General features: G+C 51.8%; 26 protein-coding genes. 8 read left to right on the forward strand and 18 right to left on the reverse strand.

Annotation, left to right across the window (positions count from 1 at the left end):
- The 12 genes from NBH15_RS13685 to NBH15_RS13740 all read right to left on the reverse strand — a co-directional run.
- Window positions 1-2,566 (reverse strand): tail fiber domain-containing protein (locus tag NBH15_RS13685; protein WP_250822853.1); only part of this gene is annotated, 2,566 nt, incomplete at its 3' end.
- Between the two features lies 1 nt (window position 2,567).
- Window positions 2,568-3,479: a hypothetical protein gene (locus NBH15_RS13690; protein ID WP_250822854.1), complete on the reverse strand. Its 912-nt coding sequence runs from the start codon at window positions 3,477-3,479 to the stop codon at window positions 2,568-2,570.
- Window positions 3,476-6,973, reverse strand: a complete 3,498-nt coding sequence (locus tag NBH15_RS13695) for a hypothetical protein (protein ID WP_250822855.1) — start codon at window positions 6,971-6,973, stop codon at window positions 3,476-3,478. Before NBH15_RS13695 ends, NBH15_RS13690 begins: the two co-directional genes overlap by 4 nt.
- A 111-nt stretch (window positions 6,974-7,084) precedes the next feature.
- A complete protein-coding gene (locus NBH15_RS13700) occupies window positions 7,085-7,222 on the reverse strand; it encodes a hypothetical protein (RefSeq protein ID WP_250822856.1) in 138 nt (45 codons plus the stop codon).
- Window positions 7,223-7,305: 83 nt separating this feature from the next.
- On the reverse strand, window positions 7,306-7,812 hold the full coding sequence (locus tag NBH15_RS13705) for a hypothetical protein (protein WP_250822857.1): 507 nt from the start codon (window positions 7,810-7,812) through the stop codon (window positions 7,306-7,308).
- Window positions 7,812-8,369 carry a hypothetical protein gene (locus tag NBH15_RS13710; protein WP_250822858.1) on the reverse strand — a complete coding sequence of 186 codons (558 nt, stop codon included), beginning with the start codon at window positions 8,367-8,369 and terminating at the stop codon, window positions 7,812-7,814. Before NBH15_RS13710 ends, NBH15_RS13705 begins: the two co-directional genes overlap by 1 nt.
- Window positions 8,339-8,887 (reverse strand): hypothetical protein, encoded by a 549-nt coding sequence (locus NBH15_RS13715; protein WP_250822859.1) that lies wholly within the window; start codon window positions 8,885-8,887, stop codon window positions 8,339-8,341. Before NBH15_RS13715 ends, NBH15_RS13710 begins: the two co-directional genes overlap by 31 nt.
- Before the next feature lie 169 nt (window positions 8,888-9,056).
- Window positions 9,057-9,464, reverse strand: coding sequence for a hypothetical protein (locus NBH15_RS13720; protein ID WP_250822860.1), 408 nt, complete (start codon window positions 9,462-9,464; stop codon window positions 9,057-9,059).
- Between the two features lie 13 nt (window positions 9,465-9,477).
- The gene (locus NBH15_RS13725; protein WP_250822861.1) at window positions 9,478-9,942 is read right to left on the reverse strand and encodes an N-acetylmuramoyl-L-alanine amidase; all 465 of its coding nucleotides are present in this window, start codon (window positions 9,940-9,942) and stop codon (window positions 9,478-9,480) included.
- A gap of 3 nt (window positions 9,943-9,945) precedes the next feature.
- Window positions 9,946-10,278 (reverse strand): hypothetical protein, encoded by a 333-nt coding sequence (locus tag NBH15_RS13730; RefSeq protein WP_250822862.1) that lies wholly within the window; start codon window positions 10,276-10,278, stop codon window positions 9,946-9,948.
- Between the two features lie 43 nt (window positions 10,279-10,321).
- Window positions 10,322-11,341, reverse strand: a complete 1,020-nt coding sequence (locus NBH15_RS13735; RefSeq protein ID WP_250822863.1) for a hypothetical protein — start codon at window positions 11,339-11,341, stop codon at window positions 10,322-10,324.
- Between the two features lie 35 nt (window positions 11,342-11,376).
- Window positions 11,377-12,156 carry a peptidase gene (locus NBH15_RS13740; RefSeq protein WP_250822864.1) on the reverse strand — a complete coding sequence of 260 codons (780 nt, stop codon included), beginning with the start codon at window positions 12,154-12,156 and terminating at the stop codon, window positions 11,377-11,379.
- A 409-nt stretch (window positions 12,157-12,565) separates the two neighbouring features.
- On the opposite strand from NBH15_RS13740, the gene NBH15_RS13745 reads away from it, so the two are divergent.
- The 6 genes from NBH15_RS13745 (at window position 12,566) to NBH15_RS13770 (ending at window position 18,844) form a co-directional block, all read left to right on the forward strand.
- Window positions 12,566-13,015, forward strand: a complete 450-nt coding sequence (locus tag NBH15_RS13745) for an XRE family transcriptional regulator (protein ID WP_250822865.1) — start codon at window positions 12,566-12,568, stop codon at window positions 13,013-13,015.
- Window positions 13,012-14,628 carry a DEAD/DEAH box helicase family protein gene (locus NBH15_RS13750; RefSeq protein ID WP_250822866.1) on the forward strand — a complete coding sequence of 539 codons (1,617 nt, stop codon included), beginning with the start codon at window positions 13,012-13,014 and terminating at the stop codon, window positions 14,626-14,628. The genes NBH15_RS13745 and NBH15_RS13750 overlap by 4 nt, the downstream gene beginning before the upstream one ends.
- A 17-nt stretch (window positions 14,629-14,645) precedes the next feature.
- Window positions 14,646-15,074, forward strand: coding sequence for a phage protein Gp36 family protein (locus tag NBH15_RS13755; RefSeq protein WP_250822867.1), 429 nt, complete (start codon window positions 14,646-14,648; stop codon window positions 15,072-15,074).
- Between the two features lie 60 nt (window positions 15,075-15,134).
- On the forward strand, window positions 15,135-17,693 hold the full coding sequence (locus tag NBH15_RS13760) for a phage portal protein family protein (protein ID WP_443146941.1): 2,559 nt from the start codon (window positions 15,135-15,137) through the stop codon (window positions 17,691-17,693).
- Between the two features lie 227 nt (window positions 17,694-17,920).
- A complete protein-coding gene (locus NBH15_RS13765; RefSeq protein ID WP_250822868.1) occupies window positions 17,921-18,394 on the forward strand; it encodes a phage virion morphogenesis family protein in 474 nt (157 codons plus the stop codon).
- 6 nt (window positions 18,395-18,400) lie between these two features.
- The gene (locus NBH15_RS13770) at window positions 18,401-18,844 is read left to right on the forward strand and encodes a hypothetical protein (RefSeq protein WP_250822869.1); all 444 of its coding nucleotides are present in this window, start codon (window positions 18,401-18,403) and stop codon (window positions 18,842-18,844) included.
- A 28-nt stretch (window positions 18,845-18,872) separates the two neighbouring features.
- On the opposite strand, the gene NBH15_RS13775 is transcribed toward NBH15_RS13770, so the two are convergent.
- Window positions 18,873-19,220 (reverse strand): hypothetical protein, encoded by a 348-nt coding sequence (locus NBH15_RS13775; RefSeq protein ID WP_250822870.1) that lies wholly within the window; start codon window positions 19,218-19,220, stop codon window positions 18,873-18,875.
- Window positions 19,221-19,349: 129 nt separating this feature from the next.
- Between NBH15_RS13775 and NBH15_RS13780 the strand changes: the two genes are divergently transcribed.
- The gene (locus tag NBH15_RS13780) at window positions 19,350-20,126 is read left to right on the forward strand and encodes a hypothetical protein (RefSeq protein WP_250822871.1); all 777 of its coding nucleotides are present in this window, start codon (window positions 19,350-19,352) and stop codon (window positions 20,124-20,126) included.
- 89 nt (window positions 20,127-20,215) lie between these two features.
- Here NBH15_RS13780 and NBH15_RS13785 read toward each other — a convergent pair whose 3' ends face one another.
- The 3 genes from NBH15_RS13785 to NBH15_RS13795 form a co-directional block, all read right to left on the reverse strand.
- Window positions 20,216-20,422: a hypothetical protein gene (locus tag NBH15_RS13785; RefSeq protein WP_250822872.1), complete on the reverse strand. Its 207-nt coding sequence runs from the start codon at window positions 20,420-20,422 to the stop codon at window positions 20,216-20,218.
- A gap of 10 nt (window positions 20,423-20,432) precedes the next feature.
- Window positions 20,433-20,750 (reverse strand): hypothetical protein, encoded by a 318-nt coding sequence (locus tag NBH15_RS13790; protein ID WP_250822873.1) that lies wholly within the window; start codon window positions 20,748-20,750, stop codon window positions 20,433-20,435.
- A gap of 88 nt (window positions 20,751-20,838) precedes the next feature.
- Entirely contained in the window at window positions 20,839-21,102 is a 264-nt protein-coding gene (locus tag NBH15_RS13795; RefSeq protein ID WP_250822874.1) for a hypothetical protein, read from the reverse strand.
- Between the two features lie 129 nt (window positions 21,103-21,231).
- Between NBH15_RS13795 and NBH15_RS13800 the strand changes: the two genes are divergently transcribed.
- The gene (locus NBH15_RS13800; RefSeq protein ID WP_250822875.1) at window positions 21,232-21,489 is read left to right on the forward strand and encodes a hypothetical protein; all 258 of its coding nucleotides are present in this window, start codon (window positions 21,232-21,234) and stop codon (window positions 21,487-21,489) included.
- On the opposite strand, the gene NBH15_RS13805 is transcribed toward NBH15_RS13800, so the two are convergent.
- Together NBH15_RS13805 and NBH15_RS13810 are read right to left on the reverse strand one after the other, a co-directional pair.
- Complete coding sequence (locus tag NBH15_RS13805; protein ID WP_250822876.1) at window positions 21,458-21,679, reverse strand: hypothetical protein; 222 nt, start codon at window positions 21,677-21,679, stop codon at window positions 21,458-21,460. The genes NBH15_RS13800 and NBH15_RS13805 overlap by 32 nt on opposite strands.
- 50 nt (window positions 21,680-21,729) lie before the next feature.
- The gene (locus NBH15_RS13810) at window positions 21,730-22,131 is read right to left on the reverse strand and encodes a hypothetical protein (RefSeq protein ID WP_250822877.1); all 402 of its coding nucleotides are present in this window, start codon (window positions 22,129-22,131) and stop codon (window positions 21,730-21,732) included.
- Window positions 22,132-22,166 lie beyond the last annotated feature (35 nt).

Below are 22,166 nucleotides of genomic sequence, written 5' to 3' on the forward strand. Positions count from 1 at the left end.
AATCTACTGAGTAAAGATCATCAAACGAATTAACTACCTCTGGGAATACTTCTTTTACCTCCTGGGCAGAAATACCAACATACGTTCTTTCATCATCTAAATCTTTACGAGTGTAATAAAAGGTGCTTAATCCCTTTATTTTATCTAATACATTATCTAAATCTTTGATACGATTTTTAATACGTATGTCTGATAATTTTAAATATTCGCCAACACAATACACACTTCCCGTTGAAGCTACTCTGAATTTTTGGCTAGAATTATACCAAAAATTTAACCCTTCAGATGAGTTTTGAATATCCCATTTTCTACTACCATCTTGTAAGGATAAGGTAGGTGCACTACGACTGATATTTATATTAGTACCAACCGTGCCTCCATTCCAGTTTGCACCAGAGGCACCAGCCGGGCCTTGCGGGCCCGTATCACCTTTGTCTCCTTTGGGACCTTGAGGACCCGTCGCGCCAGTTGCGCCTCTTGCACCTGTAGCCCCAGTATCTCCTTTGTCCCCTTTCGGACCCTGCGGTCCGGTCGCACCAGTGGCTCCTTTTGCTCCGGCAGGGCCCGTTGCTCCGGTAGCGCCTTTCAAATTTTTGAATGCAAATGCAAATGTCCTGGCAGAAGCCGTCCCTCCCAGGCTGACTGTAACAGATGGCGTACCGACATTGGCATCAACAGTCGCAGATGCACCGGTGATCGTTGCATTTGTTCCCGCTGCACCCGTTGCTCCGGCAGCTCCTTTAGCCCCGGTATCACCTTTCGGCCCTTGAGGACCTTGTAGATTTACATAGCTACTCCATCCGGATGCACCGTAGATACGCAAACTGGTGCTGGACCATTGCCAATCACAGGATACACCATTTTCGCCACGCAACCCCTGCGGACCCTGTGCACCAGTATCACCCTTATCCCCTTTAGCTCCAGCCGGACCTACTGCCCCTGTATCGCCTTTAGGACCTATTGGTCCCTGAATACCTTGTACACCCTGATCTCCCTTGTCACCTTTATCACCTTTGTCCCCTTTAACACCCTGTGGTCCAACCGGACCTACAGGACCTACCAATAAGGCTAGCTGTTCCGGAGTAAACATGTCATAGGTAAATGCGGCGCCGGTATCACCTTTCGGACCTATTGGCCCTTGTTTGCCTTCTGGGCCTACCGGGCCAACGGGACCGACATTGCCAGTATCTCCCTTCGGTAATACGATATTCAGTTTATATTTGGGATTACCGTCCGCATCTGTCCCGTCAGGAGACAACGATACGGCAGGCTCATCACCTTTTGATACATTTCCGATCGAAAACTGCGGAGTCTTGCCGGTGAAACCGATTGCACCAGACATATCAACCACAAACTCATAAGAAAAAACACCTGTCTCTTCATTATACGTTTTGATATACAACTGCGCATTGTCAGGATCTTCTACATTATTCGTATTGATAAGTACAAAATGGCCTTCTTTGATTTCAGGATTATTCAAATCTGCCTCCATTTTAGAGATGGATGGATAGACCTTTTTGATCGAAAAAGCGTCACCTTTGACAAAAATATCCGTCTTATCATAAGCCTTTGTCTCCTTGTTCCACCTATAGATATAATAGTTGTCGCCAACGTAGGTCGGATGATCGGCTGTCTCCTGAGCGGCAGCCGCCGCCAAGTCCGCTAATCCGGCAGAGGATTCGGCTTTATCTATAACCTCCCGGCTTTCCTGAGCACGGAGCCTTTCGGCTTCAACGCGAGCAGCTTCGGCATCCTCACGAGCTCGCTCTGCTGCATCGCGTTTACCTTCTTCCGTCTTTCGGTCCGCCTCAGAAGATACACGCAGTTTTTCAGCTTCATCTCGTCCTGTTTCGGCAGAGATACGTAATTTTTCAGCATCCCCACGATCAACTTCCGACGCTACACGATTCTGTTCAGCAATATCACGTTTTCCTTCCTCCGTAACACGGGTCTGTTCAGACTGATTACGTAAAGCTTCGGCAGCATCGCGCTTACCTTCTTCAGTCGCGCGGTTTTTCTCAGCCAAAACACGGGCGTCTTCGGCATCCTCACGAGCCTGTTCCTGCGTATTCCGAGTTCCTTCTTCCCTGATGCGGGCCTGCTCTGCGTTGTCACGGATTTCTTCTGCGGACACACGCTTACCCTCTTCAGCTATACGATTCGACTCACCCTGTTCACGCAGTTCCTCGGCAGAGACCCGGGCTGCTTCGTCGGTTTTCCGTATTCCTTCCTCGGCTTTTCGTTTCTTTTCGGCATCTACACGATCTGCCTCCTGCTCTTTGGCCGTAGCTTCAAAGGTTGTCAAGTCGGCTATTTTCTGATTTGCTTCCTGCTCGATTTGTTCCATCTTTGCATTTGCCACCTCTGTAGCCTTATTTATGCCATCGATAGCTTCATGAGCTTTTAGGGTCGCATCAACCGTTTTTTCGTAACCCTCCTGAACGTAGCTCAAATCAAGTTTTACACTTGTTCGTTGGCCATTGATCAGTTTATAACCGAAAGCATAATAGCCCGCCAAAGAGGTGGCCGGTGTCAATTCGCTTACTTTTATTCTTTTTCTACCCATATCACTTCATGTCAATTAAATATTCACCATCTTCAGTTTCTAGCAATTCTCCGGCTTCTGTGGAAAGCAGGTATTCGGTTTCGCCAATCCTGAACACCGTGAAGACTAGCGTCAGATTAAATTCCATCACAACAGGATCGCAAAGACTTGCTATTTTGAATCCGGATGATTTCTTATAGTAGCAGGGATACTCATCTCCGGTATAATCCCAATAAAGCTGACGTTCGCCCGGTTGGATCCATGCCGAGAAAAACGCATCGTAGCACCTCCAGAAGTCCTCCATTGAAACAGCTCTCAAATGGCATTTGAAAGTCGTTTCCTTACTGTTGAAAACAAGATGGTCCATATCGTATATTTGTCCATCCCTGGTACAAATTTCCCGGTTCAGTCCCTGCTTTACAGTGGGCGATTTCAGCAGCTCATCCTGTGCAACATCTACAACTACGCTATATTCGGCCAGTGGAACCCCATCCAATTCAAACCCGCAATCACGCACTATCCGCCCCGAACCCGGAAGACCACGGGGCGGTCGTACCGGGTTATCCTCTGTAAACTTCAAGCTAAAAGAGGCTGCCAGCGGATAAACTTTGTTGGCCGGATGACTCGACAGCCGGAGCTGCCATTCGCGTCCCAGCGAGGGAATGCGGAACGTATGGTAGCCCGGAGCGGACAGGTAAGCAATGAGGTCGAATGCTCCGCCGTTCGTGTCGGAGAGGAAAGAGATCGTTACCTCTTTCGGTTCCAGCTTCGGATCCGCCAGGTCCACCTCAATGCCGTCCTCTTCGGGCCAGTCGTTCGCCTCCGGCTCCTTCATGGCCGGGAACGCTAAGAGACCGTTGTATCCGCCACGCGTCACCCAGCAACCAAATCGGTCGCGTACGTTCACACCGTCTATGTAAATATTATTCCTCATGATGCTTTGCGTAATAAGATTCCACGGTTCGCCATGTCCTGAATGAATACACGTGTCTCACGGACGTTCTTTTCAATCGCCTCCAGCCGGTCGGTACTGGCGGCGATGCGGTTGAGCACGCCGATAGCTTCCACCATCATCGTGTTGATATTCGTCACTCCCTGGTATGTTCTATCGGCAAAGATCAGGAGGGCATTGAAGTTACCGTTCAGTTCGTTCGCGCTGTCCTGACTCATCGAAGCAATGCCTTGTGCCGTAGCGGTCCGGCCGGTGTCGACGATATTGCCTATCGTTGTACCCGTCACCTTCTCCATCTCCTCCAGCTGCTTTGCCGCGTCTTCGATAATCTTGTTATATTGTTCCTGGAGCGATGCGATGCTTTCGGCATCCAACCCGTTTTGGCTAGCCGCGGCAAACGATTCGTACCACTGGCGCAGCGGTTCTTCCAAGGCCTTCATCTTGACACCCTGCAGAACCGCGTTGTTCAGCATCGTCTGGAAGTCGTCGGCAAAATCCTTGGCGGAGCGTTTGCCCTCGGCAAATCCTTGGATGATGCTGTCGATGATTGAGTCGGTGGTTGTTCCGGTGAAGGCCTCCCGCATGGACTCCATCTGATCGTCCAGCATCTTGTCAATATCGGTTCCTTCGTCTCTCAACGAGCGTAGCTGCTCGAACAGCTTGGCCACCTTCTCCTCCAGCTTGCCCTCGGTATAAAGTTTCTCTATGTCTTCGTAGCTCTTTCCTGCAAGGCTGGCATACTCGTTCCACGTCTTCGCTTTCCGGAACCAGGTACCATGCTGGTAGCCTACGCCACTGATATACTGTTCTCCCTGTATCTGTGCCAGCAATTGGTCGTACTCGTTTCCGGAAGCACGCCGTTGGCGCTCCAGTTCCTCGGTAATCCGCTTGTTGTACTCCAACGTCGTCTCGCCAATTTCCTGTTGGGTACGCAGTCGTTCCCGCAACAGGCGCTGGTATTCCATTTCGCCCGAAATGGCATTGTCGTAATATTTTTGTTGTTCCTCACGGGCCTGCCGGTTCATCTCCTTGACCTGTTTGCTCATGGAGAAGATCTTGCCGATACTTCCGATGACAGAGGAGATGCCCCCGATGATATTCCCGCTAGCAATCTTGGCTGCACCGCTGGCAAACCCGCCCAATGCAGAGGCCAGTTCTACCACCTGTCCGGCTGCATAGCCTGCCTCGTCGCCAAGAATATCACCGATACTACCGGCTATCGTATTGAGGTCGGATGTCAAAGAGATGACGGAAGAGTCTATCCCCGACAGGGCGGATGCCATTACATCCTTGTTTCCGCTTTTCAATGACTCCAGCAGTTTCTTCCAGTCATCCCGGATTGCCTTGAAAGGTGAACGGGAGTGAATGGCATCCTCCAGCCGTTTGATGGCATCCTGGTATTCCTTGACGTTTTTAGGGTCCCACGCAGAGGTATTGATTTCCCGTGCCTGTTTAAGCAACGCTTCCAGTGAGGGCATCGCCATCTTGTCGAGGTCACCGAACAAGCGGTCCCACAGCCCGGAATCTTTCAGTTCCTCCATGGAGAGGTCAGACAGGCTTTTCTTCAAAGAGCGTTCCGCCTCCTTGATGGCAGCGTCTATCTCCTTGGCATTGGTTTCAGTCCGTTGGCTGGAGAGGTAGGCAACATCCTCGTTGTATTTCTTTTCCAGTTCCAGCCGTTTGGCCGCATAATCCTTATACTGTTTCAGTGTCTTTTCCAGTAAGTCAGCTTCCGCCTTTTCACGGGCTTCCATTGCTATATTGGTGGCTGCTTCCAACTCCTTTCGTTGCGACTCGGGGAGTTGGGACACAGAGGTAGTTGACGGCTGGAACACCAGTCCCTTCTTTTTCCAATCCGGGTTGTCTTTCTCCCAAACAGAGCGTTCTATCTCTTGCTGGGCACGTACATATTCTTTTCCTTTTCGCTCAATTTCTTCAATTCGTCGGTTGTAGTTCAGACGGATCTGCTCCAGCTCGCGGTCGGTTCCCTCACGCATCAGTTCTATCCGGCGCTGTCGGAGGTCCAGTTCTGCGTCCTTCTCCTTTTCCGCCAAAGCCTCTTTTTGCTTTTCTATTTCCCGTTCCAGTTGGTCGGTCTTCGACTGTAATTGATTGCCATTAACTTCCAGCGTGTTACTCTGGCGGAGCATCATACGGCGTGAGGCATAGCGTTGTGCCTCCAGGCGGTTCACTTCGGCCAGGGCTTCCGCTTCGGCACGGAGGTCGGCCTTGTTGCTGTTGGCAAGAGAGTTCTGCTTCTTGATGATTTCGTATTTCTCACGGGCGATGGCCTGTTCCTTGGCGAAGAGTTCATCTGTCAGGCGGATCGCCTCCTTCAGGGCTTTGGAACGTTCCGCCTCCGGGGAATTCATGTCATACGCTTTGTCGCGCAATTCGCCGATACGGGCTTCCAACCGGCTGCGCTCGACCAGGAGATCGCGTTCGGCCACATCGAGGGCATTGCGCCGTTCTTGCAGGGCGACAGATTCTTTGATCTTTTCATTGGTATCCGCCATCCAGGCGTAGGCTTTCCGCCCGGCGTCTTCCACTCCGGTCAGGCCTTGCAGCCAGGCGTTGGCGAAGTCTGCTGCTCCCTCCTTGAAATTGCCTTGCACCATCTTCCAAAGGGCTTCGGCCGCCTTGCCTACCGATTTGAGACGGTTAACCACCTGTCCTTCCATGAAGTCCACCAGGTCGGTCAGTGCCTCTTTCGGTTTGGTAAAAGCCTTGTAGAGCCATTCGCCCACCTTGTCCACCACATCGAGCAGGCTGGCGAGTACCTGGTTGAAGGCAGCCGTAGCGGTAGCCAAGGCATTTTCGCCCTCTTCGGTGCGGTGGAACCAACTGGTGACAGCAGCCAGTCCGGCGGCGATGGCAGCCAATACCATGCCAAATGGCGTGGCGATAAAGGCAAGCGCCGCCTTGGTCATTTTCCCGATGGCTGTTGCCGTCTGCCCGATGGGACCAGGGCAGGCTTCAAGCTGTGTTTGGAACTGCTTCAAGCCGGAGGTGGTCCCATTCATGCCACTCTCCAGTCCTTTCAATTCTTCCTTTAAAGATTCGATTTTGGCTTTGAGTTCCTGCCCGGCAGCCCCTTCACGTTCGGCGGCAGACATCTTGCGCCAGGCTTCCTCCATTTTCGAGAGCGAGGCGTGTAACGATTCGATACTGCCCTCGGCCATCCGCTCCTGCTCGATGGATTCCTGGAGCACTTTGATGTTCTCCTGAATGCCGTTGCGTAGATCGGTCTCTTGGATGGCGAGCTTCGCTTTGCCTTCGGCATATTGGGCTGCGGTGATTGCGCCACGGGCAAAACTTTCGTCGAGCGCCTTGTTCGCGGCATCCAATTGGCGGAGACTGTTGATGTCTTCCTGGATGCTAACTGCCAGCTGTTGGTTACCCCGGCTCATGGCGGCGAATGCTTCGCCACTGTCGGCGATCAGGCGCTGGTAGGTCTGTGTAGACTCGTTGCGCAAGCCCGCAATCCCTAACTTCACCCGCTCAACCTCTTCGGCGAGGTTGCCACGGAACTCGAATGTCACATATAAAGGTTCGTCTGCCATGATTGGTATGTATGATTTTTTGATTTATGCGAGCCCGAAGAAGGCTAATTCATCTTCTTCCGTCTCGAGCATTTCTTCTTCCTCTTCCGTTTCTTTCTTTTTACGCATCCTGCCTTGGTCCTTGATCATCGTAAGGATGACGCACCAGGGAATTTTGCGCATGACTTCGTCGTAAGTGAACGCGCCGGAAGCAATCAGCGCGTAGATACGTCCGAACGGGCTATGGGGAGGTTCGTACTCCTCCTTTAACTCCCTTTCTCTTTGTTCGGCTGGCTCTCCGTCGTCGGTGCCATCATATTCATGGTCGCGATCGATGAGATAGTATTCACAAAACCCTCCGGGCTGGCTAGAAGCAAGATGACCTGCGCCAGTTCCGCCATCCCACGCATCGTCATGTGGCAGCGGATATACCAGGCCAAGGGGCGTACCAATAGCCGGGAAAGAATGGTATTTCCTACCATCCCCTCGGCAATCACCCGCGAGACCCGTTTGCCGTTGCGGGCGATACACTCCAGCGTGGTACCGAGATCACCGGCTTTCAGTTCCTTCAGGTCAAGATCCATCCGGCAGAAGAGGGCTGCCATCCGGCACAATGTCTGTCCTTTTGGGAAGGGAATGCCGTAACGGATAGTCTTCTTTCCGAACTTGCGGAGCAACCACGGGGCCGGGAGATTAACCGTCAGCTGCCGGTCCAGAAGGGCATCGGCGGCATGGGCCTCGATGGCGCGATCTTTAACGGTTTGCTTGTCCATCAGTTACCAGCTTTAGGTTCACCCAGTTTGTAAATCTCGTAAGCCCCGTCGTCTTCGCCAAAGGAAGACATGGTCGTTGCCGTGACTTCAATCTGGGCGATTTGGTCAGCAGCCAGGTTCCAGATGAAACGGGCGAGGATTTTCGCACGGGGGATGTCAATCACCACATTGTAGCGGGTAACGACACGGATCGCCTTCTCGATTTCCACCACCTCCCTCGGTGCTTTGAACTTCTCGACAGCGTAAGTCTTCCCGTCAATGGTCACTTCGGTGTTCTCCACTTCGCCACCGAACACTTCTACCAGCGTATCGTTGTCCCACTCGATGAAATTCAGCTTGATCTGTTTCAGTCCGGTTTCCGAAGCCACCGTTTCGACAGGAACAGTCGGTTCCTCCTCACAATAGAAGTTGGTCACTGTGTCAGCCTCGGTGGTGAAACTTGCCGAACCTTTGAATGTACGTGCCAGCTGCTTCAGTACGGTGGGCATACCACCTGCCGGATTGACATCTCCGAACTGGGCTATCTTTAAACCGACCGACGTTGTTTTCTTTGCCATAACTTATAAATGATTTGAATGATGATTGTTAAAATGATTCCTGTTAGAATGCTCTTCGAATAGCCTTTGAAGCGTGTCCAAAAGGATTCGGTAGCCGGTTCTTTGACCGTTACCGTTTCCGACTGTTCCCCCCGAACACGTTCCCGGCTTTCTTCTTCCCGGTATTCCAGTCGGGAGGGGCCTTCTGCTTCCGCCGTCACGCACAGGCTGTCGCCTTTCACTTTTGCCGTCACGCGTAAACCGCCCGAGCTGCTGGTATAGACCGCTCCGGAGGGGAGCTTACGGAGGCTGTCCAGCGGAGCCGTCAGACGGACCGGCGGTAACGGGGTTGTCACGAGGGTGGCGCTTACCTTTCTGTCCCACCGGAGACTGTCGACCACCCGGATAGAAGTATCTTCTTTCATACTCCTGCACGACGGGGCGGGCAGGACAACGGTCATACACAGGACAAACCACAATCTTCGCGATACACCCCTCCAGGCGCGACATGCGCACTTGAAAATTCCTGATTTCGTCATACAGTTTCAGTATTGTCTCGTTGTCTTTCTCGGCCATGTGGCGGGACACATCGTCCTTCTCCAGCCGCTTTTGCCTGCGCAACAGCGGAAGATTGGCCATCCAGTTCAGCAGGACAATCAGACCGCCTCCCGTGCCGAGATAATTGAACAATGTGTCCCAGTCCATCTTTTACGCCTTTTTCTTACCGAACAACCCGATCAGCCACTGTACCAACCCGATATCGGCGATACCGTTTGCCGCCAGTCCGCTGCCCAAGCCGTACAGCAGGGCGATATACCATTCGATACCGTCAAAGATTCCCAAATGCTGCCACCAACCGAACATGCACAGCCCGACGGCGACCAGCCAGGAAACGACCTGCGTCCATATCCCTTTCAGGCTCGGGAAAAAGCCCTTTACGATTTCAACCACAAAAGGGATTGCCGCCACAAGCGCGGAAAGCGAGAAGAATACGGTGTTGTAGTCCGGGGCCTCTACCGCCACTTCCGCAGGTTCGGTCACTACTGCCAGCACCGGCAGGCATACGGCAAACGATAAGATCATCCCAAAAAGGGAAAGGATAAATTTCTGTTTCATGTTGTTTTTTGTTTTATTGATTGATACCTATTTGTTTGAGCCACTCTTGTACATCGAAGCTGGGGCAGGCTTTTGCCGCCAGGGAGTTATGCCCGACGATCCGCACATCCGGGAACCTCCGGTGAAAGTCCTTCACGTAATCCGCGAGGGCTTTCCGCTGCTGCGGAGTTCGGGTGTCCTTGGGAGTCTTTCCGTCGCGGTCCACGCCGCCGACGTACACGATGTGCCGGGCTGTACTATTATGCCCTTTTGCCCCATTGGTAATCTCCCAGGGATCGACCGTGTCGTCTTCGTTGTTCTCGACCAGCCGCTCCACTGTCCCGTCCAAATGGACCATGTCGGTATAGCCGACCTGCTTCCAGCCGCGGCCGCCTTTACTTAACGGGGATGTATGCCAACGACGGATATCGTCCGCCGATACTTCGCGGCCGGGGGGGGTGGCGGTGCAGTGGATGACTAAGAGTTGGAGTTTGGCCATCGGTTATGCGATTTCAGATGTACAAAGTTCCGCATACGCATTGCCGTCCCACATCAGGGTCGTCACTTTGGAAGCCGCGCAGTTCGCACCGCCGACGGTAGCGACGGCCGTACCTTCATTGCGGATAATCAGGAGTGATCCCGCTTGTACTTTCGTCTCCACCTCGATTGTTTCTGCCGCAGTCGGGGCGACGGTCACCAGTGCCGGATTGGCATCATGAACGATACCGGTTTCCTCCACCTTCCGTTCCACGGCCACCGGGAACGGGATGGTCACAAGGCGTTCGCCTTCCTCGTTGTAAGGGGCGTAGAAGTCGAAGCTCCTACGCGATTTCATGTTGATGTAACTCATTGTCGTTTTACTGTTTGAATGTTAAACATTATGCCTTGGGTGAATAGATGGCCCCTAAGTATTTGCCGGTTACCGGAGTAGCGACACCGCGCATGTTGAAACCGACCACGTCGCCACGGTATTCGGGATCGTTCAGGCGGTAATACATATCCACCGTTCCACGGGCGCGGGCCACGGCTTCCTTGTAATAGAAAAGGGAAGAAGGCGCGTCTGTTGCCGCCACTGCCGCATTCCACGGGGCTTTCTTGCCGGTCGTTCCGTTATACTTCGGAGTGAGGGACGAACGGACCACGGTGAAGGAGAACAGTTTGTTTTCGTTGTAGAACGCCTTGTACATGTTCAAGTCCTGCATCCGGAGGTCCATTGCGTGCATCGGGTTCAGGATCAGGATACGCCCTTCGGCCGGAACCTCCAGCTCATCGAAAGCCAGCTCCATGTCCATCACCATCTCGTAAGTCATAGCCTTGTATCCGCGGGCATTCTTGTTACCAGCGGCGGCTTTTACCGGGGTAAAATCGCCGTTTTCGGGCGGCGCCCAGTTGAATGCAGCTAATCGGGCGAACTTCTGCCGGAGCGAATTGCTGTGCCCTTCGATCACGCTCTGGCGTTTTTCGGCGGACTCCTCGATCTCGATGGCATTGATATGAACCGTGTTCTCGGTGTCGAAACGTTTCAACATAATCTCGTGCGGGATGTCGGTACGCGCCACGATAGGAATCGGGTACTGCTCATTGTCGATGTACACCGCCGGGTCGACACCCGCCTCCTGCAAGTGCAGCTTGTCGTTATCCACCCAGGCGTCCAGGCTCTTCGAATGCGTGAGGAAGGAGTCCGAGGGGTAGAACTTCTCGATGATTTCCGGAATCCAGATTTCCCGGTTCAGCCCCTCGGCGAGGCATCCGGACAGGTTCAGGGGAATCAAGGACAACCCCATTTGCAGGGCGAACATCGTCCCGTGGCCGATTCCCAACGTGGAAGCGAACACGCCGCTTGTCAGGGCATTGAAAAGAATCGCCGTCATGAGCGAAACAAAAAATTTTGCTTTCATTCTTGTTTGTTTTTATAATGGTTTATACTTGTTTCTTAGGCAGGGTATTTGCCGTATGCCTCGAAAAACTTCTGTCTGTAAAGCTCCCCGTCTTTCTTCAATTCCTTCAGACGGTCTGCCTTTACGATCTCGGAGAAGGTCATATCGGCAAGTTTCACGTCCCCTGTACCGCCTGAAGGCGAAGCCTGTATCTGTTGCGTCACGCTGACACGTGGCGGAATCGCGTCGAGTTGTTCCTTGGCTTGGTCAAAATTGGCATCAAACATCTTCATCCAGGCCTCCTTGCCTTTCGCGTCCAGGCGGCCTTCCTTGATGGCTTTGTCCACCAGGGCGATCGCGTCTGCCTTGCGCACGTCCTTCTCTTTTTTCTCAAAAGCCTGGACTTTGGACGACAGCGCCTCTTTCTCCGTTTTCAACGTGGCGTTCTCTGCCTGGAGTTCGTCACGGAGCCGGATGATCTTCCGTACTTCGTCGGCAATGGCCTGTTCGCTTGCATTGTCCGACAGTTTCAATAAACCTGTTAAAATTGTCATTTGCGTTTCATTTTTATGTGATACATGGATACCGGAAGCGGTATCGAACAGTTTGATCAATATACCTTTGTCGTTCAGGTCCATCCGCTTGTTCTCCTTATCGTACAGGGCCAGCGCGTTGTGGTTGCTCCCGATGGTGCAGATGGAGGCCTCACGCACTTTCCAGGTGATCATGGTCGGATAGGTCTGTCCGGGCAACATCAGCGACGGGTCGTCCGAGCTTTTCCCCGGCCAAGCGCCTATGCTGGCCGCCTTCAGGAACCCGCGTTCCACTTTGCCCATGACGGCGGCCGCCCTTTCGTCGTCTTCGTCAAACACGGCATCGGCAAGGATTCGGGTCCCCTCGACGCGGATGTTCTCCCAGCGACCTATCGGCAGGTCCCAGTCGTCATGGTTGAGCAGCATGACCGGGTTGTTCTCGAATACGGACAGGTCGGCTCCCGATGTCAGCATCCGGAACCCTTGCGTATTGACCGTCTCATCGTGTAATATGAATGTCTTTTTTGGCATCGTTTTTTGATTTTCCACCCCAAAGTTGCGGGATAAAAACGAGCCGGAAAAATCGCGTTGTAATGGTTACGTTAAATAAGCAATTTGTTTACATCTGCTTGTATCGTAACACTTTGCAATTATTCCATCCCGAAAATCGCCCGTACTTTTGAGGGTGCAAAACAGCAAAATGTATAGGTATATGGGTACGGATTTAAGCATGAAGCAGAAGAAGGAATGGGCAAAGATGCTCTACCTGAAGGAACACCTGACACAGGCGGAGGTCGCCGAGCGTGTCGGGGTCAGCAAGCAGACGCTTTGCAAATGGGTGAAGACAGAAAAGTGGGAGGAACTGAAGACCTCCGTCAGCCTGACGCGCGAGGAACAGCTAGCCAACCTCTACCGACAGGTGGCGGAAATCAACAAGGCCATCGCCGGGCGTGGCGAGGGGGAACGGTTCGCCACCTCCAAGGAGGCCGACACGATCAACAAGTTGGCGGCCGCCATCGAAAAGATGGAGAAGGAGACCGGGATCGCCGACATCATCAGCGTTTCCAAAGGCATCCTCGACTGGATACGCAAGACGGACACGGAAAAGGCGAAGGAACTCAGCTTTTATTTTGACGCTTACATAAAAGACCGACTCAAATGAAACCACTTAAAAACATAGACAAACAGGCCCTTGAAGATTGGGATGCTTACCTGAAGTCCATCCGAAAAGATACGGCAGTCGATTTGGATATGCCCTACGAGGAGCGGCAGAAGCGGCTGGCCTATCTGGAGAAACATCCGTTGCTCTGGATCAAGGAGATGTTTCCGAACTATGCCAAATACGAGTTTGCCTCTTTCCATAAAAAGGCCATAAAACGGCTGGTTTATAGCCCCAAAAACTGGTATGAGGTTTTATCCTGGGCGCGTGAGCTGGCCAAGAGCACGATCGTCATGTTCGTTGTCCTCTTCCTGGTCCTGACCGGGAAGAAACGGAATATCATTCTCTGTTCCAACAGCCTCGACAATGCCATCAAGCTGCTTGCCCATTACCGGGCGCAACTGGAGGCTAACCAGCGCATCCGGTTCTACTACGGCGACCAGAAAGGCTTCAAATGGACGGAAGACAGTTTCATCACCAAGGGCGGTGCCTCCTTCATGGCGGTCGGTGCACGGCAAAGTCCGCGTGGTGTAAAGATCGAGGAGGTGCGTCCGGACACGATTCTCGTGGATGATTACGATACTGACGAGGAATGCCGCAACCCGGACATCGTAAACGACAAATGGAACTGGTTCGAACAGGCACTCTATTTTACCCGTTCCTTCTCTGAACCCCTGCTTACCATCTTTTGCGGGAACATCATCGCCAAGGACTGTTGCGTGGCACGTGCCGGAAAGAAGGCGCTCGAACTGTCACGACGGGAGAACCCGATCGGGAACTGGGATATCATCAACCTGCGCATGGTGGACATCAACCACCCGGACCCCAAGAACGACTTCGCCTACGGTACCTCCGTCTGGCCGGAGAAGAACGACGAGGAGACGATCGACGATGTGCTGGCACAGGTAAGCGCCGCCAGCGCCCAGAAGGAGTGTTTCAACAACCCGGTGACGGAAGGATGTTATTTCAAGGAAATCAAGTGGGGACCGGTACCTCCGCTCCACAAGTTCCCGTTCCTGGTCAGCTATGGCGACCCGGCCCCATCCAACAAGGTGTCCAACAAAAAGGGAGTAAAGAAGCTCGGCTCTTTCAAGGCCAACTTCCTGATGGGCGTACTGGACGGCAACCTGTATGTCATTACCGGCTACCTGGACCATGTAAAGAACGAGGAGTTCGTCAACTGGTATTATTACATGCGCGATTACGTGGGTGACCGGACACAAGTGTACAACTCCATCGAGAACAACAAGCTGCAGGACCCGTTCTACGAGCAGGTATTCGTCCCCCTTTTCCAGAAGAAATGGGAAGAGACCGGCTATATCATCCCGATATCGCCCGACCTCCGCAACAAACCGGACAAGTTCGCCCGTATCGAGGGAAATTTGGAACCACTGAACCGGGCAGGACGCATGATCCTGAATATCGCCGAGAAGGACAACCCCCACATGACACGCTTGGAAGAACAGTTCCTCCTGTTTGACGACGGGCTTCCGGCGCCGGCTGACGGCCCTGACGCGATAGAGGGCGGTTTCTTCATCTGCCAGCAAAAGGCGATGGCCGTCAAGGCGGGCAGTTGTACCGTCGGGACACGTCCCAGGAACCGGAAACGATATTAATCCAAATACATCAGATCATGGCATTTTTGACAATACAGGAATTGAACACCCACCTGCATGACGAACAGGTCGAGACCATCACGCGAGGAGACGCTACCATAGCGGAAGCCGCCATCGACGCGGCGATAGCCGAGGCGAAAGGCTACCTGACACGTTTCGACTGCACACGCATTTTCTCCGCTTCGGGAAACAAGCGGAACCAATTGCTATTGATATTCGTCAAGGATATCGCCACCTGGCATCTCATCAACCTCTGCAACGCCGGGACGGACTTGAAGTTCCGGCAAGACCGCTATGGACGGGCCATCGACTGGCTGAAGGCCGTCCAGCAGGGCGACGTCTCGCCCGACCTGCCCGACCGGGAAACAGAAGAAGAAACGGGAAGCAACGCCCCGATCGGCCCTATCGCGTACGGCAGCAACCCCAAGCGTCGGCAACATTATTAAAAGACCGTTAGAACGCTGTTTGAGCGGTCGTATAATCGAATGAAAACAGAAACATGAATCATGGCAAAGAAAAAAAAGAAAGTGGCCATAAAAGGCCCGGATTCGGTCGGAACGAAACAACGGCCGGTCCATACTGAAATATTGGTCCGCCCCATCCACCGGGGCGTGAACGACATCGGTTCCTGGCGGAGCGCCCTCCGGCTGGCGGACTTGGGGAACCGGACGAAACTGTACGACCTGTTTACCGACCTGCTGATCGATGGCTACCTGTCGGACGCCATCGACAAACGCATCGACGCGGTGACGGACGCGGACCTCGCTTTTACCATCGACGGCAAACAGGTCGACGAGATGGACGCGCTGATGGACACGCCGGAGTTCGAGTCGCTCCTGCGCGAAATCATGCTCTCGCGCTTCTGGGGAGTTTCGCTGGTCGAATGCCTGTTCCTGGACGGGTTCGGTTTCAAGTCCATCCCGCGCAAGCATATCCGGACAAAGACCAAGGAGATCGCCATCCGGGAGGAGGACGAGCACGGGATACCCTACGCGGACAACGACCTGATTATCCAGTTCGGAAGTGACGACGACTTCGGCATCCTCCTGCGTGCCGCTCCCTTCGTCATCTACAAACGGGGAGGCTTTGGCGACTGGGCGCAGTTCGTCGAGCTGTTCGGTATGCCCCAGCGTATCGGTAAATACAGCAGCATGGACGAACAGAGCCGCCGGGCGCTTATCCAGGCGTTCGAGGAGGCTGGGTCGGCTCCCTACTTAGTTATACCCAAGGAGACGGAAGCCACGCAGACGACACTCAGCAACTCCGGGAACGGCGCCCTTTACAACGATTTCCGTGGTGCCTGCAACGAGGAGATTCTGATCACCGTCTTAGGCCAGACCATGACCACGCAAGACGGCAGCTCGCTTGCGCAGGGGCAGGTCCATCTGGCCGTGCAGGAAAAGAAGCATCGGGCGGACCGCCGGTTTGTCGAACGGATGCTGAACAAGTATTTTGTCCCGCTTTTGGAGAAACGGGGGTATCCGGCCGGTGGTGGCCGGTTCAAGTTCCTGGACAAAGCGCAGGAGATTACCGTGCAGGAAACGGTCATACTCTCCGATATCCTTCCGATTCCGCAGAGCTACCTGTACGAGAAATACAACATCCCGCAGCCGGAGGGCGACGAGCCCATTGCCCGGAAAGAGCAGAAGCCCCAATTCGTATTGCCGCCGGATGACGAAGAACCGAATGATGATGAACCGGACGATCCGGCAAATCCGGATATCAAGAACCGGGACTCTAAATGGTACAACCGCCTGTTGCGTTTTTTCGCACCGGCCCCGCAAGTCGGGGCGACCAATGGCAAAGCCCGCATCCGTCTCGGTGACGACACGATGCAGAACCGGGTCATCAACCGGGTGGCAGACAGCAGTGGTAAGGCATTGTTCGACGCGGAACTGTTCGACTTCTTTGCCGGTGAGTTTGTGCGGGCCGTCAACGAGGGACATCATAAAAAGGTAGGCCTTGCCGATACCGGCTTTACCTACGGGGCACGGGACAACGCCTTCATCACCTCCATGGAGATGAACGTTTTCCATTTCTCCGCCGCCAAGACGCTTGCCGAGCTTCAGGAACTGAACAGCCTGCTACGCGAAAGCGGCAGTTTCGAGGAGTTCCACAAAAAGGCGTTGCAGACGACGGACGTGTTCAACAAGCGGTGGCAACAGACCGAATACGAGACGGCCGTCCTCACCGCCGAATCGGCAAGCAACTACCAACGGCTGGTCGGCCAAACGAAGCTGTTCCCCTATTGGGAATACAAGACGGTGGGGGACGACAAGGTAAGGGACGAACACCAAGAATTAGACGGTTTGGTCCTCCCGGCAAACGATCCGAGGTGGGATAAGATATTTCCGCCAAATGGATGGAAATGCAGATGTTTCGTCGTCCCGCTTATGGCACATGAAGCGAATGGTGTGGATTTGGAGGTGGAACAGGCCCGTTGCGACAACTATTTCAGTAAGAAGGAATGGAAACAGGTCGAGGCGCAGCACTGGGATGTGAACCGGGGAAAGACGGCCGAGGTGTTCACCCGTAACCAAATGTACATACAGCAGTTTCCCGAAAAGGCATCCAAACTGGTCGGTAACCTGTATTATAATGATTACGGTCTGGATTCGTTTGGCAAGAAGCTGGCGGAAGCCACCGAGGAGGCCCCGCTATTCGAGGGGGACAAAGAGGATTGGTATGCGGAGCACAAGCGGATAAAAGACTATAAAGGCCGGGAAGTCGAACTGACGGAAAGCGTCTTTAACAAGCATACCACAAAGAAATATACGGATGTCCGTATCCCTTTGCTGGACTGCATACCGGACGTGCTGGCTCATCCGGACGAGGTATGGATAAACGATTATGTCAAGCCGAAAGAGTTCCGCAATATGAACTTCATCAAGTTTTATGTGGGGAAGGTGATCAATGTGGTATGCGAAGTGAAGAACGGTACCGTCTATCAAGTGGCGACTTGGTTTGAGATTGAGCAGAACCCGCGGATAAAGGAGGTGTCGAAAAAAAGCCGGAAGATAGACCCGCGCTGGCGATATCGGAGGGGGTTGCTTGTGAAAAAGTAAACGCGGTGATGAGTCCTTGCGTCCGTCCGCCCCGTAGGAATACCTGCACGAGGTTTTCCGCCCGGACGGATTGGATAGCCGGTGTCTCACCAACGCTTCGGGTTCACGCAACAATCCGCTGTATCAAGCCCAAGTCTTTTTAATGCCCCCATCACCCGCGAGGGTAGCATATTCTATTCACCCCCGGACCTTTGCGCTTCGGTTACAAACATACAAATTATTTCAACATGAATTTCAACGAATTGGAAAATTATTTCAGTACTCTGCCGGACAAGGTACTGGCCGATGCCGCCGAAATCGTGGCTGAGACCGCCACCACCTATTACAAGGAGAGTTTCCGCAAGAAGGCCTTTGACGGGAATCCGTGGAAAGAGGCGGCGGTTCCGCGTCGGAACGGATCGCTCCTGATCGACAGCGGCAACTTGATGGGCAGCATCCGCCCGGCATACGTCGGGCCTGACAAGGTGGTTATCTCCGCCGGAAACGAGAAGGTGGATTATGCCAAGGTACAGAACGAGGGGTTCACCGGACAGGTAACCGTGCCCGCCCATGTACGCCATACTTCCAAATACGGGAATGTGGAAGTAAGGGAGCATACCCGAATGGCCAACATCCCGGCACGTCCCTTCATGGGGCCGTCGGACGAACTGGCGGATGAGATACATCGGCGGTTGGAAGGATACATCGACAAATTAAAATAACAGCTTATGAACAAAGAGATTTTTATCGCGTTATGCAATCGGCTGGAGCAGGAAGCCCCTTCGCTCCGCTGGATTGACGAAGACTTGGGACAGTTGAACGTGGGCAACTCCATGCGTCCGCCTGTAGATTTTCCCTGTTGCCTGATCGACATCGAGTATTCCGGCTGCCGGGACCTGACCGACTTGTTTCAACTGGTGGATTTGAAGATTACGCTCAAACTGGTTTTCCCTTATCAGGGAGAGTCGTACAGCAAGGCTCCGGAACAGGTAAGGGAAAAGGCGTTGGACCGTTATGCCGTCGTCAGTGAGGTTCATGAGTGCCTGCAAGGGTGGACAGCGGATGAGATGTTCTCGCCGCTGAGCCGCCGGAGCGGACGGCCTTCCGTCATGGCTGGCGGCATCAAGACATACACGCTCGTCTACGGCACTACCTTTGAGGAATACCAATAAAAAAGCGGGGTGACAAATGCCCCGCTTTTCAGTTTTCCCAGTTGCGATACGGGTATTCCTTTTTCAGTTCCCGTATATCCGTCCTGCCCTTATACAATCCGTTCAGATAGTCACCGAAGTCGAGCAGGGCATTGCTGATTGTGCGGTCCTCCACATGGAACTCCTCCGAGAGGATACGCATCACGTCATCAAAACGCCTCCGACGTATTTCCGTCCAGTAGTAATAACGGGCGATCAGCTCCCGGTTACGCCTGTACACATGCTCCTGCCGGCTGGTCTTGCCTCCCGCCGCCTGCACGGATACGCGGGTGCGCCTATGCCTGATGCCCTCGCCTTTGGTCTCGACGTCCAAATTCAATTCGTACTGCTGTTGCATGAAATCTTCCTATTTAATGCAAAGATAATCAAAACAAACAATATAAGGAATGCATACCTTCACCCTCTTTTTGGCTTTTTTACTTGTTGTTACTATATTTGTGACTAATAATTTAAAAACTATATTATTATGTGCAAAGAAGTTTACATAACGTATTTCGATTTATTGGGATTCAAAAAGTTTATTGAAAAAAATGACGAAAAGCATATAGACACACGTATGAGACATATTTTTCGAGACATAGAGTCTTCTCTTACTCTTAATAATATGAAACATAGTTCCATTGATCCCAATATTGTAATTCCGGATCTTGCCCAAGCCAAAGTAAATTGTGTAAACATATCAGATACCATTATATATTGGACAAAAGATTCAAGCATTGATTCCTTGTATAATTTGTTTTTAGTTTCATTCCTATATAATCAATGTTGTAATTTAGACAATTTTCCTGTTAGAGGATGCTTAACTAAGGGTTCTCTTGGACATGTTATGGGAAGTTTCAGGTCTACTAACAGTTCTTTATATGCTGTACAATGTCCCTACGGAAAAGGGCTTGTAAAGGCTCACGAAAAAGCTGAATCTCAAGAATGGGCAGGTACAGTTATCGATCAAGATGTAATAAATGATTTAAAAAACAGCCAATACTCAAAATCATTCGAGACTTATTGTTTACAATATAATGTTCCATACAAAAATGAAAATACTGTTTCTCAAGAATACGCTTTCAAATTGATTAAAGAAATAAATAATGAAGTACATCTTTCTAATCTTAAGCATTGCGTTAAATCCAGATTTTCAGCAGATAATAAGCCTGTAAATAATGAGTCTGTAAAAAGGAAAATAGACAATACGTGTGATTTTTTGGACTATTGCTACAAAAAACAGAATCAAAAATCTGAGGACTGATTTTTGGCTAAAACTGATATGTTATCAGATAAAAACAAATCCACTTCCCGACAGGGAGTTGTTCCCCAACGTCGGGAGGTGGATTGTAATTATTGTCCTGATTCCAATTTTTGCAACCGTTTCAGATGATAAGCCACCGCCTCGAAAAACTCGATGCTCCTTTCGCTTTGCCGTTTGGCATCCCGGCTTCTTAATCGGGGAATACGTTCTTTGATCGCTTCCGCCGTCCCTTCCGCATCCTTGATGCATTGGGAAACACTGGGCACAAGCCCCATCTGTTTTGCTAACTGTTCCATATTTATGCTTTTAATTGATATTAAACCCTTCCGACTGTTCGCAGAAATCTGCCAGTATTTCTATCTTATGTAAAAACTCTTCAGCCGGTGGTTCAGCTTTTTCCCCTAACATGGATTTAATCATGATTTGTTCCCGTTCCGACAGTTGGTCCCATTCTTCCTTCAACGCTCTTTTTACAGAGACATACCCCCTAAAGAGCCTCGCCATGATACAGACTTCTTCTTTTGTGACTTCAAACCCGTCATTGCTTACCGGACTGCCATCTTTCCGGGAACCGTCATAAATATATTTTCCCGGAGAAAATGTATGGTCCCCATAGCCGAACAAGTAGCAAGCACCGGTTTCGTTCAGTATGGTGGGCTATGTGAATATCATCCCGTGTTTACTATCGACCCCTTCTTTCTTTGGTATCAAATCATATCCCATAACCCAATCCTTTCTCCGGCACGTATGCCGATACATACGTTGTTACTTCACACGATACGATCACACGGCCGGAACCTTTACACTGCGGGCAGGTTGCGCCATCTTTCGTTCCTTTGCCGCCGCAGACTTTGCAGGCCACGATGTGCGGGGGGATTGTTTTTCTCCGCTGGAGTGATTCCATGCTATTTGCGCCTTGCGCTTCGGCCGGCTGTTTTTGCTGTTTTCTTCTGATTCGTTCCAATAGGTTGTTCATGTCTTTTCAGTTTTAAAAATGATATTTCTTATGATGCCCCGAAAAACACCCACAAAAATTTCCAAAATACCCACAGAAATCTTCAAGATACCCACGGAAATTTCCGAAACTGTGGGTGTTTTTCCAGGGATGTTTTCAGGATGCATAATCCGCTTCCCATTCCACCGTGACCGTCGCCCTCACTTTGCCTGTGCCATCGCAGAGGTCGCAGGGGATGAAGATGCGACCGTTGTGGCCGGTGTCGTCCCGGAAGCCGCCTTGCCCGCTGCAACGGGGGCAGGGGAAACCGCTGGCGTAGCGCGTTTCCGTCCGCGTGCCGTGCGGGTCCGGCTGGATCTCCAGCGTGTGCTTCATTTCACTCATTCGTCACCTCCTCTTCCTCATTGATTATTTCCATCTCAAAGTGCATGCTTGTCTTCAGAAAGAATTTTCCTTTTTTTCTAAATTCAGAATCCGAATCAATTTCCAATGTTTCTTCAAGTTGGCATGCACGAGCCATTGTTTTATGGGCAATTTTACCAAGTGTTTGTGCATCTTTTATTTCGCAAATTGCTTTTATTATCTCATTTGTTGTCATTCTATTTTCGTTTTTAATTTGTGATTTAACTGTCAAATCTCTACTGTCAACTAAAACAGCGACGGTTCCTTTGATTCTTTCAGGTACTCCAGCACCAGGTAGTCTAACGGCTGTGTCTCCCAGTTGATGCCGGGGCGGTTCTTGTAAAGCGACTTTATCAGCCGGCGGCATTCCTCCGGAAGCAGGCCGGTGTCGAGCTTTGCTATCGGGAGGTTGATCCGGTCGAGGGTGAGGGTGGCGGCGTGCATGATCTTCGCGTTGCCTTTCCATACGCCTTTCAGGTAGATTTGCTTCACGGCGCCGATGGCGTTCCGGACCGGGTGGTGGAGCCGGATCGTGGTGAAGCAGGTGCAGTTCAGTTTGTTGTTGAAGTTCTCTTCAAATTCCAATCGTTCGTCCATGACTTTATAATATTTACCTGTTTGTTGTTTACATTTGAAGCAGTAGACCATCCACTTGCTCGAAGTCCTCGCCACCCGGCCGACGG

Origin of the sequence: Parabacteroides caeci, from assembly GCF_023656795.1 — a bacterium.
GTDB lineage: Bacteria > Bacteroidota > Bacteroidia > Bacteroidales > Tannerellaceae > Parabacteroides > Parabacteroides segnis.